The organism is Micromonospora cathayae (genome assembly GCF_028993575.1).
In the GTDB taxonomy this organism is placed as follows: domain Bacteria; phylum Actinomycetota; class Actinomycetes; order Mycobacteriales; family Micromonosporaceae; genus Micromonospora; species Micromonospora cathayae.
Genome location: NZ_CP118615.1, coordinates 1,835,353 through 1,850,510, shown reverse-complemented (window position 1 = coordinate 1,850,510; position 15,158 = coordinate 1,835,353). Strand labels below are relative to the sequence as shown.

Sequence of the window (15,158 nt, the reverse complement as noted above, 5' to 3'; positions counted from 1 at the left end):
GGAAAGACGATGACCATCTCACTCGCCGACCACCTGCGGACCCTGCCGGACGACGCGCTCGCCGCGCTGCTCGGGCGGCGGCCGGACCTCGTCGTGCCGGTCCCCGCCGACCTCGGCGCGCTCGCCGTCCGGGCCCAGTCCCGGGTGTCGGTGGCCCGCGCCCTGGACGGGCTGGACCAGTTCACCCTCCAGATCCTCGACGCCGCCCGGCTGACCCGCGCGGACGACGGGAGCACCTCGGTCGAGGCGGTGCTCGCCATGGCCACCGCCGGGCCGCGCCCGCCGGCCCCCACCGCCGTCCGCACCGCCCTGACCCGGCTGCGCGAGCTGTTCCTGCTGTACGGCCCGGAGCACGACCTGCACGTGGTGGCGAGCGTGGACGAGGTGTCCGCGTACCCGGCGGGGCTGGGCCGGCCGGCGGCGGAGCTGGACCCGGCCACGGCGTCGCTCTGCGCGGACCCGGCGAAACTGCGGCGGACGCTGCTCGCCGCCCCGCCGTCGGCGCGGGCGATCCTGGACCGGCTCGCCGCCGGACCACCGGTCGGCACGGTGCCCCCCGGTGCACTGCGGGCCCCCGCCCTCGGGGTGGCGGACGTGGTGCCGACCGACCCGACCAACGGTGGCCCGCCGACCGGTTCGCCGGTGCGCTGGCTGGTCGACCACCGGCTGCTGGTGCCGGTCTCCGGGGCGGAGTCCGGCGGGGCGGGTGCGGTGGAGCTGCCCCGCGAGGTCGGGCTGCTGCTGCGCCGGGAGACCGGCCCGCTCGGTCCGCTGCGCACCGAGCCGCCGACGGTGGCCGCCGCGCCCCGCGAGCCGACGCTGGTCGACAACGCCGGGGCCGGGCAGACCATGGAGGTGGTACGCCACACCGAGGCGCTGCTGGAGGCGCTCGCCGCCGAGCCGGCCCCGGTGTTGCGGGCCGGCGGGATCGGGGTCCGCGACCTGCGCCGGCTGGCGCGCGGCACCGGGCTGGACGAGCCGACCACCGCGCTGCTGCTGGAGACCGCGTACGCGGCGGGGCTGCTCGGCGAGCTGGACCTGCCCGGGGCCGCCACCAGCCGGTACGGGGCCGACCAGCAGGTCCTGCCCACCGGCGGGTACGAGGTGTGGCGGGCGGTGTCGCTGGCCCGCCGCTGGGAGCAGTTAGCCCGTGCCTGGCTGACCATGCCCCGGCAGGCCGGGCTGGTCGGGCAGCGCGACGACCGGGACCGCCCGATCAGCGTGTTCTCGGCCGAGGCGGAACGGGCCGGCGCGCCGGCCGCCCGGCGGGCGGTGCTGACCGTCCTCGCCGACCTGCCGCCGGCCGCCGCGCCCACCCCGGACGAGGTGCTGGGGCTGCTCGACTGGCGGGCCCCGCGCCGTAGCCGGGGACGGGAGGCGGCGCACCGGGAGGTGCTGGCCGAGGCGGCCACGCTGGGCGTGACCGGGCTGGGGGCGCTCACCTCGTACGGGCGGCTGCTGCTGGCCGACACCGAGGCGCAGTCGGTCGAGGACCCGTTGGGGGTGCGTACCGACCCGGACGAGCAGTCCACCGCCGTGCGGGCGCTGGACGCGCTGCTGCCCGAGCCGGTGGACCACTTCCTCGTCCAGGCCGACCTGTCGGTGGTGGTGCCGGGTCCACCGGAGCCGACGCTCGCCGCCGAGCTGGACGTGGTGGCCGAACCGGAGTCGGCCGGCGGGGCGAGCGTGCACCGGGTGACCACGGGCAGCGTACGCCGGGCGTTGGACGCCGGATGGTCCGCCGAGGACCTGCACGCGCTGTTCCGCCGCCGGTCCCGGACCCCGGTCCCGCAGGGCCTGACGTACCTGGTGGACGACGTGGCGCGCCGGCACGGCGGGTTGCGGGCCGGCTCGGCCGGGGCGTACCTGCGCAGCGACGACGAGGCGCTGCTGGCCGAGGTGGTCGCCGACCGGCGGTTGGAGGGGCTGTCGCTGCGTCGGCTCGCGCCGACCGTGCTGGTCACCCCGTACCAGGTGGGACGGCTGCTGGGGGCGCTGCGCGACGCCGGGTACGCCCCGGTGCCGGAGGACGCGGCCGGCGCGACGATGCTGGCCCGGCCGAAGGCCCGCCGGGCCCCGGCCCGGGTACCGGTGGGGGCCCGCCCGGTCGACCCGCTGGCCGCGCCCCGGCTGACGCCGCCCCGGCTGCTGGGCATCGTGGAGCAGATCCGGCGGGGTGAGGCGGCGGCGCGGGCGGCCCGCCGGGCGCCGACGGTGCTGCGTGGTCAGGTGCCGGCCGGGGCCGGCCCGGTGCCGGTGCCGGGTCACCGGGACGCGCTGGCCGTGCTCCAGCAGGCGGTCCGGGACCGGGCGCTGGTCTGGGTGGGGTACGTGGACGCGCACGGCGCGACCGCGTCCCGGTTGGTGCGTCCGGTGTCGATCGGCGCGGGCTACCTGCGGGCCGAGGACGAGCGGACGGAGATGCTGCACACCTTCGCCCTGCACCGGATCACCGCGGCGGTACTGGACGAGTGACCGCCTGCCACCCGGTCAGCGGCGGCGGTTACGCCGGAACGTGCCGACGATCGAGATGACCAGCAGCAGGGCGAACGCCGCGCCGGCCGACTCGCCGACCGAGTCGATGAAGCCCTGCTGGAGCACCAGCCAGCCGAACAGGAACCAGCCCAGGATCGCGGCTCCGGCCAGCGCGTACGCGACCACGGTGGCGGTGGAGACGACCTCGGGCGGCGCTGCCGGGCCGGCCACCTCGTCGCGGCGGTCACCACCGATGCCGTCCGGGCGGCCCGCCGTCGTGACGTCGAGGCGGTCCGCTGCGGTGGAGCCCGTTACGCCGGGGCCGAGATGGTCCCCGCCGGTGGACAGGTCCCGGTCGACCGTCGTCATCGTCCCTCCCCGTTGCCGCCCTGCGTCCCACCCTGTCACCTGAGGGACGGAAGTGACAGGGTGGACGCGGGGACGATCCAGGTCAGGTGCCGGGCCGGTGCCCGAAGACCTTCACCCGGTAGCCGATCTTGCCCCAGTCCCAGAACCGCTTGGCGTCGTACGGGAGCAGGTTGATGCAGCCGTGCGAGCCGATGGACTTGTCGTGCAGGTAGGTGGTGGTCTGGTGGAAGCCGATGCCGCCCACGAACCGCTGCCAGTACGGCAGCCACACCTCGTACGGGTCGGACCATTCCTTGACGGTCCGCTTATTGATCTTGTAACTCCCGGTGGGGGTGGCGTAGCCGCGCATCCCGGTACGGGTGACCGTCGGCGGGACGACCACCGTGCCGTTGCGCATCACCCAGGTGGTCTGCCGGGTCAGGTCGATGCAGAAGGTGACCCCGGAACCGGCCCGGCAGTCCTTCACGTTCGTGGTCGCCAGCCGCTTCGACACGTCGTGCGTGAGCGGCCCGGCCCGACCCTGGACCGGACGGATGTCGTACCGCTGCTGGAACCTCTTGATCGTCGCGCAGTCGGTGGCGGACTGCTTGCCGTCCACGATCACCCTGCCGAACGTGCCCAGCTTGGCCAGGTACGTCTCGACGGCCCGCTGGTACTCACCCTGGGGGCAACCGGACGCGGCGACGGTGACGGTCCGCACCGCCGCGCCGTCCGGAGTGGACCGCTGCACGGCCGGCGCGACGGCCACCGCCGCGTCGGCGGCGGGAACGGCCGGCACGACATCGGCCGGCACGACGACATCCGCCACGTCGGCGGCGTGCCCGGCCGTCGCGGCGTCGACCGCCGGGGTGTCCGGGAGTGGCTGGTCCCGCTGGTCGGGCCCGGACGAGCCGCCCGCCCCCGATCTCCGTTCCGCGACGCTGACCGGTGCCGAGTCGTCCCCGGCGGCCCGGTCAGCCTGCGGATCGAGCGCACACGCACCCGCTCCGACCAGCGTGACCACTGCCAGGGCGGCGACCCGGACGGTGGACCGAACTCTGTTCATGTGTCCTCCACGGGGACGGCCGTCCCTTCGCTAGACGTATGCGAGTGCTGCGAAGGTTGCACTCGATGGTGAATTTTTCTGCGAATTCGGGGCGCGTGCAAGACTGGAGGGTCGTCCGGACCGCTCCGGGAAGACGAAACACCTGGTGAGAGGGAGGAAACCCGGCGTGACTGGTGGACCACTGATCGTCCAGTCGGACAAGACCCTGCTGCTGGAGATCGACCACCCGGACGCGCAGGCCTGCCGGATGGCCATCGCGCCCTTCGCCGAGCTGGAGCGTTCCCCCGAGCACGTGCACACGTACCGGCTGACCCCGCTGGGGTTGTGGAACGCCCGCGCTGCCGGCCACGACGCCGAGGGCGTGGTCGACGCCCTGATCAAGTACTCCCGGTACCCGGTGCCGCACGCGCTGCTGGTCGACGTGGCCGACACGATGGACCGGTACGGCCGGCTCCAGCTCGCCAACGACCCGGCGCACGGCCTGGTGCTGCGCGCGCTGGACCGGATGGTGCTGATCGAGGTCGCCAAGAGCAAGAAGCTGGCCGGGATGCTCGGCGCGAAGCTGGACGACGACACCATCGCGGTGCACCCGTCCGAGCGGGGGCGGCTGAAGCAGGCGCTGCTCAAGCTGGGCTGGCCGGCCGAGGACCTGGCCGGGTACGTCGACGGGGAGGCGCACCCGATCGAGCTGGCCGAGGACGGCGGGGGCGGCGGGAAGCCGTTCACGCTGCGGTCGTACCAGCGGGCGGCGGTGGAGGCGTTCTGGGCCGGCGGGTCCGGTGTGGTGGTGCTGCCCTGCGGGGCCGGCAAGACCCTGGTCGGGGCGGCGGCGATGGCCGAGGCGAAGGCCACCACGCTGATCCTGGTCACCAACACCGTGGCCGGTCGGCAGTGGAAACGGGAGCTGGTCGCCCGGACCTCGCTGACCGAGGACGAGATCGGCGAGTACTCGGGCGAGCGCAAGGAGATCCGCCCGGTCACCATCGCCACGTACCAGGTGCTCACCTCCCGACGCGGCGGCGCGTTCACCCATCTGGACCTGTTCGGCGCGCGGGACTGGGGTCTGGTCATCTACGACGAGGTGCACCTGCTGCCCGCGCCGATCTTCCGGTTCACCGCCGACCTCCAGGCCCGCCGCCGGCTCGGCCTGACCGCCACCCTGGTCCGCGAGGACGGCCGGGAGGGCGACGTGTTCAGCCTGATCGGCCCCAAGCGGTACGACGCGCCGTGGAAGGACATCGAGCAGCAGGGTTGGATCGCCCCGGCAGAGTGCACCGAGGTACGGGTCACCCTGACCGACGCCGAGCGGCTGGCGTACGCGACCGCCGAGGCCGAGGAGCGGTACAAGATGGCGGCCACCGCCCGCACCAAACTGCCCGTGATCAAGGCCCTGGTGGACCGGCACCCGGACGACCAGGTGCTGGTGATCGGCGCGTACATCGACCAGCTCCACCAGCTCGGCGAGTACCTGGACGCGCCGATCGTGCAGGGCTCCACCACGAACAAGGAGCGGGAACGGCTGTTCGACGCGTTCCGGGCCGGTGAGCTGCGCACCCTGGTCATCTCGAAGGTCGGCAACTTCTCCATCGATTTGCCCGAGGCGGCGGTGGCGATCCAGGTGTCCGGGACGTTCGGGTCCCGCCAGGAGGAGGCGCAGCGCCTCGGCCGGGTGCTCCGCCCGAAGGCCGACGGCCGGCAGGCGCACTTCTACACGGTGGTCTCCCGGGACACCATCGACACCGAGTACGCCGCCCACCGCCAGCGGTTCCTCGCCGAGCAGGGGTACGCGTACACCATCGTGGACGCCGACGACGTCCTCGGCCCGCCACTACCCACCGTCGACTGACGCCCGACGTCCGTCTGAGCCTGCCCAGGACGTACACCGCCGCATGTCGCGGACCCTACCGTCCGAAGTGGTGGGCGATACTCAGCGTATGCGCGCACCCAAACGTCGTCGCCCCATGCGTCGTTGCCGCAGCGAGGTACCCGTCGGAACGGATCTGGAGCACCTCGCCTCGCGGGTTCTCTATGTCGGCTCGCCCGAGCACAAGACATACCCCTCGTTCGCTGGCCACCCCCGTCCTCGGGCGGATGCCACGAAGTGCGACCCCAGACTGGGAGATGCCGCCCAGCTCACCAGATGGTTACGTTCGGCTGTCAGGCTTGGTCACGTGGGTGAACCCTGGGAGGGTGACTTCCCACGCTACGTGTGGCACCGGGAGGGAGAAGTCCTGTATGAAGGGCGCCTCGTCAACCAGGAACTCGGCCACTACAAGGGGTGGCCGCTGGACCCGAGTGAATGGCCGGAGGGCGTGAAATGAGCGGGACGCCTGCGTTACGGATCCAATGGGAGTGGGAGCCGGCTCCTACCATCAGGTCGCCCGAACTACGTGCGACCTTCGCCCGCCTGTCGGTATTCGTCGGCGACGAATGCGTGACGCTCGTCGAAGACCGCCAATCGGCTAGTTCCAGGCGTGCCATCGCCTGTTCGCTCTACCCGCTCGCAGAGTGGATCACCTACAACTGGTGGTTCCTCCAGTCGGGCATCCGCTCCGCGTCCAGCACCACCGCGCTGCGGGCCGGCCGCCTGTCGGGCGACAGTAACAGGATCTGGCAGCGACACTGCCTGCGTGCAGCCGGCGACGGTTTTTTGTGGCCGAACATGTTCCTTCTCCCTGAGGACTCCAACACCCGGCTACTCTGGCTGTCGGACAGGGGGCATGTCGAGAACAGACCCATCCGGTTCCTGACGCAAGGCGAGACCGTGGTGGATTCGAAGGGGCTCCAGCAGGTTCTTGGCGGTTTGGTGGAGGAGGTCATCGCTCGACTCTCCGACCTCGGCATCGAGTCCACGCGGCTACACGAAGAGTGGGCGGCAATTCAGGAGACCGATCCCGAAGAAGCTGCATACTGCTTCGCAGCGGCTCGCTTGGGCCTCGATCCGTACTCCGAGGCGGCAAAGTACGAGAGTGGCATCCTGCAAGCAGCCGATGAGCTCGAAGCAGAACTGCTGAACGACTTTCTGAGCGCCGTCAGCCCAGAGAAGATTGTGGAGGATCTTCGGTGGGTCGCGGCAGCCGGAAGCGAGATCGAGCGCATGACCAGCACTCGTGGGGGAGACCTCGAAGCGCTGAGTGCTGAGGTCCTCAAGCGTACGGAGCCAGGCCCACCGACGCTCTGGAGGCGTGGTTACGCCGATGCGCAAGCACTGCGACGCACACTCGGTCTGGATTCCACGGCCTTCTTCAGCTTTGCCGAATACCTTGACGAAGCGGTCGTGCCGGCACCGGATCGTGGCCTCCAAGCGGCGGGCGGCAGCCGGGATCACCTGAGTTCACGGGTCGTCCTCGGACGCCAGCAGCGCGAGAGTTCCGCGAGGTTCACGCTCGCCCGCGCGTTGTGGAACATCCTGTTCCGACCGCGCAAACGGTTTCTCGTCACGCAGGGACAGACCACCCGGCAGAAAATCGAGCGAGCCTTCGCCGCAGAGCTCCTCGCGCCCGCAGAGGGCATCGCCAAGATCATCGATGGCCCCCCGTACGAAATCGGGATGGATGAGTTTGAGGCGAGTGAAGCCCATTTCGGAGTATCCCCGCTGATCATCAAGCATCAGATCGAGAACCAGCTCACCCCCCTGTGATCCCCGCCGCCCGGGACTCGCACTGACCGTAGCGTCGCGTAGTCAGGCCAGTTACACGGAGCGGCATGTGGGCGTCAGCCCTTCTTCTCGGCTACGAACACGCCGAGTCCCTGGGTGCTCTCGACCAGCCCCTCGGTACGCAGCGCGTGCATGGCGTACCGGATGACAGAGTCGGACACCTTGTGCTCAGCCTTGAGCTGAGCGGTCGACGGCAGCTTGTCACCCGGCTTCAGCTCACCGGACTTGATCTTGTTGCGGATGTGGTCAGCGAGCTGCTCCCACTTAGGTGCTGGCATCTGGCACTCCTCGGTCTCCAAGACCATCAGAGCACGGGTGAACTTATGACTGCAAGATGTCGGTGCAGCGAATAAGACCAGAACCACTTAAGCGAACATTGACTTAAGCGCTAAGGCACCCTACCGTGACTCTGCGAGGTGCGAGCCGATGGTGAACGTGCCCGGGGAACGGTGGGTGATCCACCTGCCGGTGGTCGTACCCGATCTGCACCGGGCCCGGATCTTCGCCCGTACGGCGGCGCGCGCCCTGGCGCTGCTCACGTCCCGGATCGACGCCGGGGAGGTGACCGTATCGCCCGAGGACGCCCAAGGCGTACGACATCGGGTCTTCTGTGACCGGCGGCTGGCCGGCGGGGGCCGCTGTGCCCTGCCCACCGACCACACCGCGCCCTGCACCCGGTCCGGCCTGAACCGGCGGCGGTAGACGCGACAGGGGCCGACGGGCTGCGGTCCGTCGGCCCGTGTCGGGAGGGTGCGGTTACTGCTTGCCGCCGCCGGCCCGGAACGCCACCCAGGCGTCGCTCATCCGGTCCGCCTGGCCCGGGGTGAACATGTTCATGCAGGAGTCCTGCGTGTAGTCCATGAAGTTGTGGATCGGGTCCAGGCCGGGAGCGGTGCAGCTGTCCGCGCCGACCGGGCAGTTGAAGTTGGGCGCGGCCTCGCGGGGGGTGTCCGCGACGAAGTCGCCGGAGGCCGAACAGCCGTGCGCGAAGGTGTGCTCCAGCATCAGCCAGTGCCCGACCTCGTGGGTCAGCGTGTCGCCCTCGGCGTACTTGCCGGCGGTGCCGCCCGGCATCGACTCGTCCAGCATGACCACGCCGTCGATGTAGTCACGGCCGTTGTTGTAGCCCTTCGGGAAGTACGCCCAGCCGAGCAGCCCGCCGCCGATGTTGCCGGCGTACACGTTCAGGGTGCGGGCGTCGCCGGTGTACAGCGCCTTCTTCATGTCCCGCTCGTTCTTGCCGGGCACCACGGTGTACCAGTCGCTGTTCACCGTCCAGGTCGTGTCGGTCAGCGAGAACCGGAACGGGGTGTCGGACGCGTCCGGCGCGGTGGCACCGGAGAACGAGTCGTTGAGGACCTTCATCTGGGCGGCGATGAGGGTCTGCCACCGGGTCTTCTCGGCCGCGCTGAACGGCTCGTCGGAGAGCATGTGGAAGACCGTCGGCACGGTGACGCTGCCGTCCGGCAGGCGCGGGGCGTCCTTGAGCACGCCGTAGGCGTTGGCCTCGTTCTTGGAGTACAGCTCCGGCTCCTGCGCGGTGGCGCCTTCCTTGACCCGGGCGACGCTGTGCCCGTGGGTGTCGGGCTCGCACTCGACGGCTGCCGGGGAGACGGTCACGGGCGCGGCCGCGACCACCGCGCCGGACGCGCCATTGGCCGCCAGGAAGGTCGCGGCGGTCGCGGTGAGGACCGCCAGTCGAAGGGTTGATCTCCTGTGCATCGGTGCACCTTTCAATGGGGTGTGTTCGGTGCCTATCGACGCGGGGTTGCCATGACCAGGTCTATGACGTCGTCGTTCCGGTATGAGACCACGTCGGTGGCACCGAAGAAAGACCTCGTCCGGCCGGTCCACCGACCCCCTCCGCCCCGCTCCGGCCGCAGCCGCACGATCAGGGCGAACGGCATCGGGTCTTCTGTGACCGGCGACTGCCCGGCGGGGGCCGGTGCGCCCTGCCCACCGAGCACACCGCGCCCTGCACCCGGTCCGCTCGCACCCGGCGACGGTGGGCACCGGAGCCACCGGGTTGAGCTGGAGTTCTTCTCCTGCCGTTCACCCGGGGGACGGGTTGTGCTCGGTCGTGGCTGCCACCCTCGACCGATGTGACAGTCAGAAGATCGTTCACCTTCGTCGCGGTGGCCGGGGTCACCGCCGCCACCCTGGCGGCCGCGGGCACGGCCAGTGCCGGCCGGCAGCCCTCGGCGCAGCCTCCCCTCGCCTTCGACCGCGTCGCCACCTACCCCGTCTTCCAGAACCGGCCGCCCGGCGAGGACCCGACCACCGAGACGGTGGCCGAGATCTCCGCGGTCAGCCCGGACGGTCGCACCCTGGTCTACACCGACGCAGCCGCGAAGCGCATCGGGTTCCTGGACCTCACCCGGCCGGACCGGCCACGCGGGCTCGGCACGCTCTCCCTGGCCCAGCTCGGGGACGCCGAGGACGAACCGACCTCGGTCGCGGTGGTCGGCCGGTACGTCCTGGTCGTGGTCAACACCAGCGCCAGCTACACCGACCCGTCCGGGCGGCTGGACGTGATCGAGCTGCGGACCCGCGAGCGGGTGGCCAGTTTCGACCTCGACGGCCAGCCCGACTCGATCGCGGTCAGCCCCGACCAGCGGTACGCGGCCGTCGCCATCGAGAACGAGCGGGACGAGGACGCCGCCCCGCCCGGCGGCGACGAGGGTGACCTGCCGCAGCAGCCGGCCGGGTTCGTGCAGGTCGTCGACCTCGGTGGCGCGCCGAAGCAGTGGCAGCTGCGCGAGGTGTCCCTGCTCGCCCGGGACGGCGCGGCCCTGCCGGCACTGCTGGCGGCCGGGATCACCGAGCCGACCGACCCGGAACCCGAGTACGTCTCGATCAACCGGCGCAACCAGCTCGTGGTGACCCTCCAGGAGAACAACGGGATCGTCCTGGTCGACCTGCCGACCGGCCGGGTCACCCAGGCGTTCAGCGCCGGCACGGCCACCGTGCGCGGCATCGACACCGTCGAGGACGAGCGGATCGACCTGTCCGGGTCGATCGTCGACGTTCCCCGGGAACCGGACGCCGTGTCCTGGTTGGACGACCGGTACCTGGCCACCGCCAACGAGGGCGACTGGCGGGGCGGGACCCGGAGCTGGTCGATCTTCGACAGCCGTACCGGCGAGGTGGTCTGGGACGCGGGCAACAGCGTCGAACGGCTGGCCGTCACGTACGGGCTGCACAACGACGACCGCAGCGGGAACAAGGGCACCGAACCGGAGGGCCTGGCGGTCGCCGAGTACCGGGGGGTGCGGTACGCCTTCGTCGGCTCGGAGCGGAGCAACTTCGTCGCCGTGTACGACGTGAGCCGGCCGACCAGGCCGGTGTTCAAGCAGGTCCTCGCCACCACGAACGGGCCGGAGGGGTTGCTGCCCATCCCGTCCCGGGGGCTACTCGCGGTCTCGAGTGAGACCGACGACGCCGAGGTCGGGGTACGCGCCTCGGTGTCCCTGTTCGAGCTGGGTCGGGGTACGCCGGCCTTCCCGAGCGTCGTCTCGGCGCAGCAGGCCGGTGACCCGATCGGCTGGGGTGCGCTCGGTGCTCTCTCCGCCGTACCCGGCCAGCCACACCAGCTCTACAGCGTGACCGACGCGGCGTACGCCGAGACCCGGATCCTCACCATCGACACTCGGCGGACGCCGGCCGTCGTCACCCGGGCGCTGCCGGTCCTGGACGCCGCCGGCCAGCCCACCGGATACGACGCCGAAGGCGTCTTCGCCCGGCCCCAGGGCGGCTTCTGGCTCGCCGTGGAGGGAGCGAAGGGCACGGACAACAAGCTGGTCCGGCTGGACGACTCCGGGACCACCCGGCAGGTGGTGCCGCTGCCGACGGAGGTGGCCGCCGGTCTGGGCAAGCAGGGCTTCGAGGGGGTCACCGCGAGCACCGACCGGCGGGGCCGCGAGGTGGTCTGGGCGGTCCTCCAGCGGGAGGTCGCCACGGACCCGGCCGGCGTGGTCCGGATCGGCCGGTACGACGTGACCGACGGGGCGTGGAGCTGGTTCGGCTACCGGCTGGAGTCCACGGGCGTCCCCGGCGACTGGCTCGGGCTCTCCGAGGTGACCGTGGTCGGCGACCGGCTGGCGGTGATCGAGCGGGACAAGCTCAACGGCCCGGCCGCCCGGATCAAGCGCGTGTACACGGTGCCGATGCCGGCCGGTCCGGCCACGCCCGGCCCGCTGACCGTCCTACCGAAGACGCTCGCCGTGGACGTCCTGCCGGCGCTGCGGGCGACCAACGGGTGGACCCAGGAGAAGTTGGAGGGTCTGGCGGTCACCGGGGACGGCCAGGTCTTCGCGGTCACCGACAACGACGCCGTGCAGGACGCCACCGGCGAGACGGTCCTGCTCCGGTTGGGCGGCGTGCGGCGGGTGTTCGGCTAGCTCGTTCCACCTCGGCAAGGGGGCGTTCCGGTCATCCGGGACGTCCCCTTCGTCGTGGGTCCGGCAGCGCCGGGCCGGCCCACCCGAACGACCACCCGATGGCCGCACGCCCGGTGTGTCCCGAGCGATACTCGCGTCCCATTGCCTGGGCGGGTCATGACAAAGATCATTAACGGACGCTTTGCCCGTCGACTCCCGTCGACACCGGACGGCAGCGCAGAAGGAGCACCCCATGAGCGAGCTGTCCGCACCGGTACCGGACCCGACGGGCCGGCCCCTGCCGGTGAGCCTGGTCGACGTCGGCAGCTACCTGCCGGAGCGACTGGTCACCGCCGACTTCTACGGCGGGGAGGACGACGCGCTCTCGGCGAGCGCCATGTTCCGCTCACCCCGGCACCGCCGGCACGTGGCCCCCGGCGAGACCGCCGTCGACATGATCGAGAAGGCGGCCCGGCCGGTCCTGGAACGGGCGGCGGCCCGCGGGGACGGGCCGGTGGACGTCCTGCTCACCAACGTCCAACTGCCCGACCTGCCGTGGACCGGGGCGGGCGCGGCGGTGGCCCACCGGCTCGGCCAGGACCCGGGCTGGGTCCTCGACCTGCACAACGGGGGCTGCGTCTCCTTCGTGCACCTGCTCCGGACCGCCCGGCAGATCCTGCGGACCGGCGAGGCCCGCAGCGCGCTGATCTGCTGCGTGCAGAACACCGCCGGGCAGATGTTCGCCCAGTCCGAGGTGCGCCGGCGCTCGCACGCCTCGGTACCCGGGGACGGCTGCGGGGTCGGCTACCTGCGGGTCGGTGACGAGTCCCCGATCCTGGACGTCGAGGTCCGCAACGTCGGCGAGTACGCGGCCGACATGGGGGTCCGGCTGGAGGACCGGCGGTACTGGGAGCCGGGACACGGTCAGCTCGACGTGGCGTTCACCCCGCACAAGGTCCGGACCATCATCGACCGGGGCAACGCGCTGGTGCCGGAGGTGGTCGGCCGGCTCTGCGCCCGGCTCGGCGTACCCACCTCGGCGATCGACCTGCTGGTCACCAACCAGCCGAACCGGCTCTTCCTGCGCCACTGGCGGGACGCGCTGGGGCTGGACCCGGCCCGGCACCCGGACACCTTCGACGAGTACGGGAACCTCTTCGGCGCGGCCGTGCCGGTCACCCTGGCCGAGGCGCTCCGGCAGGGCCGGCCCCACCCCGGTGACCTGCTGGTGCTGGCCGGTTTCGCGCACGCCGGGGACATCGCCGCCGCAGCGGCCGTCCGTTGGCACCCGCCGTCTCCCTGACGGGAGCCGGCAACGCCGCGCCCCCTGACGGGAGCAGGCACCCGCCGCGTTCCTACCGGACGGGCACCTCGGGGCCGCCGTCGAGCAGTGGGGCGAGCAGGTCGCCGTACTCGTCGACCCGGGCCAGCACCTCGGCGGCGGTGAACGGACGCACGGCGTCGCCGTCGCCGGCGGCCGCCTCCACCTCCTCCCAGGTCAGCGGGGCGGAGACGGACGGCACCGGTTGCGCCCGCAGCGAGTACGGCGCGACCGTGGTCTTCGCCGCGTTGTTCTGACTCCAGTCGATGAAGACCTTCCGGGGCCGCAGGTTCTTCGCCATCCGCGACACGACCAGTCTCGGGTGGGCCTGTTCCAGCTCCCGGGCGATCCGGTGCGCGTAGTCGGTGACCACCTCGGCGGACTGGGTGCCGGCCACCGGGCAGCAGAGCTGCATGCCCTTCTTGCCGGAGGTCTTCGGGTAGCTGTCCAGGCCGTCGTCGGCGAGCCGGTCGCGCATCAGCACCGCCACCTGGCTGCACTCGCGCAGCCCGGCGGGCGGTCCGGGATCCAGGTCGACGACGAGCATGTCGGGGTGCGCGCCGATCTTCCACTGTGGAGTGTGCAGTTCCAGCGCGGCGAGGTTGGCCAGCCAGACCAGGGTGGGCAGGTCGTCGGCGACCACGTAGTCGATGGTCTCCCGGTTCTTTGTGGAGCCGGGGGCGGGCAGCGTCTCCACCCGTACCCAGTCGGGGGTGGCGGCCGGCTTGTTCTTCTCGAAGAACGACTTGTCGGCCACCCCGTTCGGGAAGCGGATCCGGGTCAGCGCCCGGTCCCGCAGGTGCGGCAGGAGCACCGGGGCGATCCGGGTGTAGTAGTCGATCACCTCGCCCTTGGTGAAGCCGGCCTGCGGATAGAGCACCTTGTCCAGGTTCGACAGCTCCAGGGCGTGTCCCTCGACCTCCACGCGCAGCCGTTCAGCCGGCATCCTCGACCTCCTCGGGGGGTTTGTCCGGTCGCAGTCGCAGTACCCTCGGGAAGCGCAGCCGACCGTCCGGGGTGCGCTGGCTGTACTTCACCTCGACCACCACCCGTGGGGTCACCCAGACCGCGCCCCGGGCGTCGTCCCGGGGCACCTGGCCGGGGGCGAACGGGGAGCCGGTGGCGCGCAGGGGTTCCAGTTCGGCCAGCAGCGCCCGTTCCAGGGCCGCGCCGATCCCGCCACCGACCCGGCCCCGGAAGGCCAGCCGGCCGTCCGGGCGGGGCACGCCGACCAGCAGCCCACCGAGCTTGCGTACCCCGGGTCGCCAGCCGCCGACCAGGAAGTCGCCGGTCACCTCCAGCTTGACCTTCACCCAGTCCGGCGAGCGCACGCCCGGCCGGTACGGCGAGCCGGTCCGCTTGGCGAGCACCCCTTCCAGGCCGTGTTCGCCGGCCGCCTCGTAGGTGGCCGGTCCGTCCGGGAAGCTCGGCGGCACCGCCCACCGGGCCGCGCCGAGGTTCAGCGCCTCCAGGGCGGCCCGCCGCTGCGCGTACGGCCGGCCGGTCAGGTCCTGGCCGCGCAGCCGCAGCACGTCGAAGATCATGTACGTCACCGGGGCGACCGCCGCCAGCCGGGCCGCCCGGTTACGGTCCCGGACGTGCATCCGCTCGGCCAGGGCGGTGAACGACGGCTGACCGGACGCGCCGTAGAGCACCACCTCGCCGTCGAGGAGCACGTCGTCGCCGACCTGGTCGTGCAGGGTCGCCAGTTCCGGGTACGCGGCGGTGATCTCCACACCGGACCGGGCGTAGAGACGCTGCTGGCCCCGGGAGATGTCCGCCAGCGCGCGCACTCCGTCCCATTTGAACTCGTACGTCCAGTCCGGGCCGGCGGGTAGCGGCCCGGTCGTGGCGAGCATCGGCTTGAGCGGGGCGCCGGGCACATCTGCGACTGTAGTTGGCAATCGAACA

General features: G+C 71.9%; 12 protein-coding genes. 6 read left to right on the top strand and 6 right to left on the bottom strand.

Going from position 1 to position 15,158, the window contains the following annotated elements; all coding sequences use genetic code 11:
- The first annotated feature begins 9 nt into the window (after nucleotides 1–9).
- On the top strand, nucleotides 10–2,475 hold the full coding sequence (locus PVK37_RS08635; protein ID WP_275033271.1) for a helicase-associated domain-containing protein: 2,466 nt from the start codon (nucleotides 10–12) through the stop codon (nucleotides 2,473–2,475).
- Nucleotides 2,476–2,490: 15 nt separating this feature from the next.
- Here PVK37_RS08635 and PVK37_RS08630 read toward each other — a convergent pair whose 3' ends face one another.
- Together PVK37_RS08630 and PVK37_RS08625 are read right to left on the bottom strand one after the other, a co-directional pair.
- Nucleotides 2,491–2,730, bottom strand: a complete 240-nt coding sequence (locus PVK37_RS08630) for a hypothetical protein (protein ID WP_275035037.1) — start codon at nucleotides 2,728–2,730, stop codon at nucleotides 2,491–2,493.
- Between the two features lie 196 nt (nucleotides 2,731–2,926).
- Nucleotides 2,927–3,889, bottom strand: coding sequence for a L,D-transpeptidase (locus PVK37_RS08625; protein ID WP_275033270.1), 963 nt, complete (start codon nucleotides 3,887–3,889; stop codon nucleotides 2,927–2,929).
- A 166-nt stretch (nucleotides 3,890–4,055) separates the two neighbouring features.
- Between PVK37_RS08625 and PVK37_RS08620 the strand changes: the two genes are divergently transcribed.
- Complete coding sequence (locus tag PVK37_RS08620; protein WP_275033269.1) at nucleotides 4,056–5,735, top strand: DNA repair helicase XPB; 1,680 nt, start codon at nucleotides 4,056–4,058, stop codon at nucleotides 5,733–5,735.
- Nucleotides 5,736–6,323: 588 nt separating this feature from the next.
- A complete protein-coding gene (locus PVK37_RS08615) occupies nucleotides 6,324–7,529 on the top strand; it encodes an ImmA/IrrE family metallo-endopeptidase (protein WP_275033268.1) in 1,206 nt (401 codons plus the stop codon).
- A 74-nt stretch (nucleotides 7,530–7,603) separates the two neighbouring features.
- On the opposite strand, the gene PVK37_RS08610 is transcribed toward PVK37_RS08615, so the two are convergent.
- Complete coding sequence (locus PVK37_RS08610) at nucleotides 7,604–7,852, bottom strand: winged helix-turn-helix domain-containing protein (RefSeq protein WP_275033267.1); 249 nt, start codon at nucleotides 7,850–7,852, stop codon at nucleotides 7,604–7,606.
- Between the two features lie 121 nt (nucleotides 7,853–7,973).
- Here PVK37_RS08610 and PVK37_RS08605 point away from each other — a divergent pair, with 121 nt between their 5' ends.
- On the top strand, nucleotides 7,974–8,249 hold the full coding sequence (locus PVK37_RS08605) for a hypothetical protein (protein WP_423791021.1): 276 nt from the start codon (nucleotides 7,974–7,976) through the stop codon (nucleotides 8,247–8,249).
- Nucleotides 8,250–8,303: 54 nt separating this feature from the next.
- Here the strand turns inward: PVK37_RS08605 and PVK37_RS08600 are convergent, their stop codons facing one another.
- The gene (locus tag PVK37_RS08600) at nucleotides 8,304–9,269 is read right to left on the bottom strand and encodes a zinc metalloprotease (RefSeq protein WP_275033266.1); all 966 of its coding nucleotides are present in this window, start codon (nucleotides 9,267–9,269) and stop codon (nucleotides 8,304–8,306) included.
- Nucleotides 9,270–9,649: 380 nt separating this feature from the next.
- Here PVK37_RS08600 and PVK37_RS08595 point away from each other — a divergent pair, with 380 nt between their 5' ends.
- Nucleotides 9,650–11,947, top strand: a complete 2,298-nt coding sequence (locus PVK37_RS08595) for an esterase-like activity of phytase family protein (RefSeq protein ID WP_275033265.1) — start codon at nucleotides 9,650–9,652, stop codon at nucleotides 11,945–11,947.
- Between the two features lie 232 nt (nucleotides 11,948–12,179).
- Nucleotides 12,180–13,229 carry a 3-oxoacyl-ACP synthase III family protein gene (locus PVK37_RS08590; RefSeq protein ID WP_275033264.1) on the top strand — a complete coding sequence of 350 codons (1,050 nt, stop codon included), beginning with the start codon at nucleotides 12,180–12,182 and terminating at the stop codon, nucleotides 13,227–13,229.
- 52 nt (nucleotides 13,230–13,281) lie between these two features.
- On the opposite strand, the gene ligD (PVK37_RS08585) is transcribed toward PVK37_RS08590, so the two are convergent.
- Nucleotides 13,282–14,193 (bottom strand): non-homologous end-joining DNA ligase, encoded by a 912-nt coding sequence (gene ligD / locus PVK37_RS08585; protein ID WP_275033263.1) that lies wholly within the window; start codon nucleotides 14,191–14,193, stop codon nucleotides 13,282–13,284.
- Nucleotides 14,183–15,130 carry a non-homologous end-joining DNA ligase gene (gene ligD, locus PVK37_RS08580; protein WP_275033262.1) on the bottom strand — a complete coding sequence of 316 codons (948 nt, stop codon included), beginning with the start codon at nucleotides 15,128–15,130 and terminating at the stop codon, nucleotides 14,183–14,185. The genes ligD (PVK37_RS08585) and ligD (PVK37_RS08580) overlap by 11 nt, the downstream gene beginning before the upstream one ends.
- Between the last annotated feature and the right edge of the window lie 28 nt (nucleotides 15,131–15,158).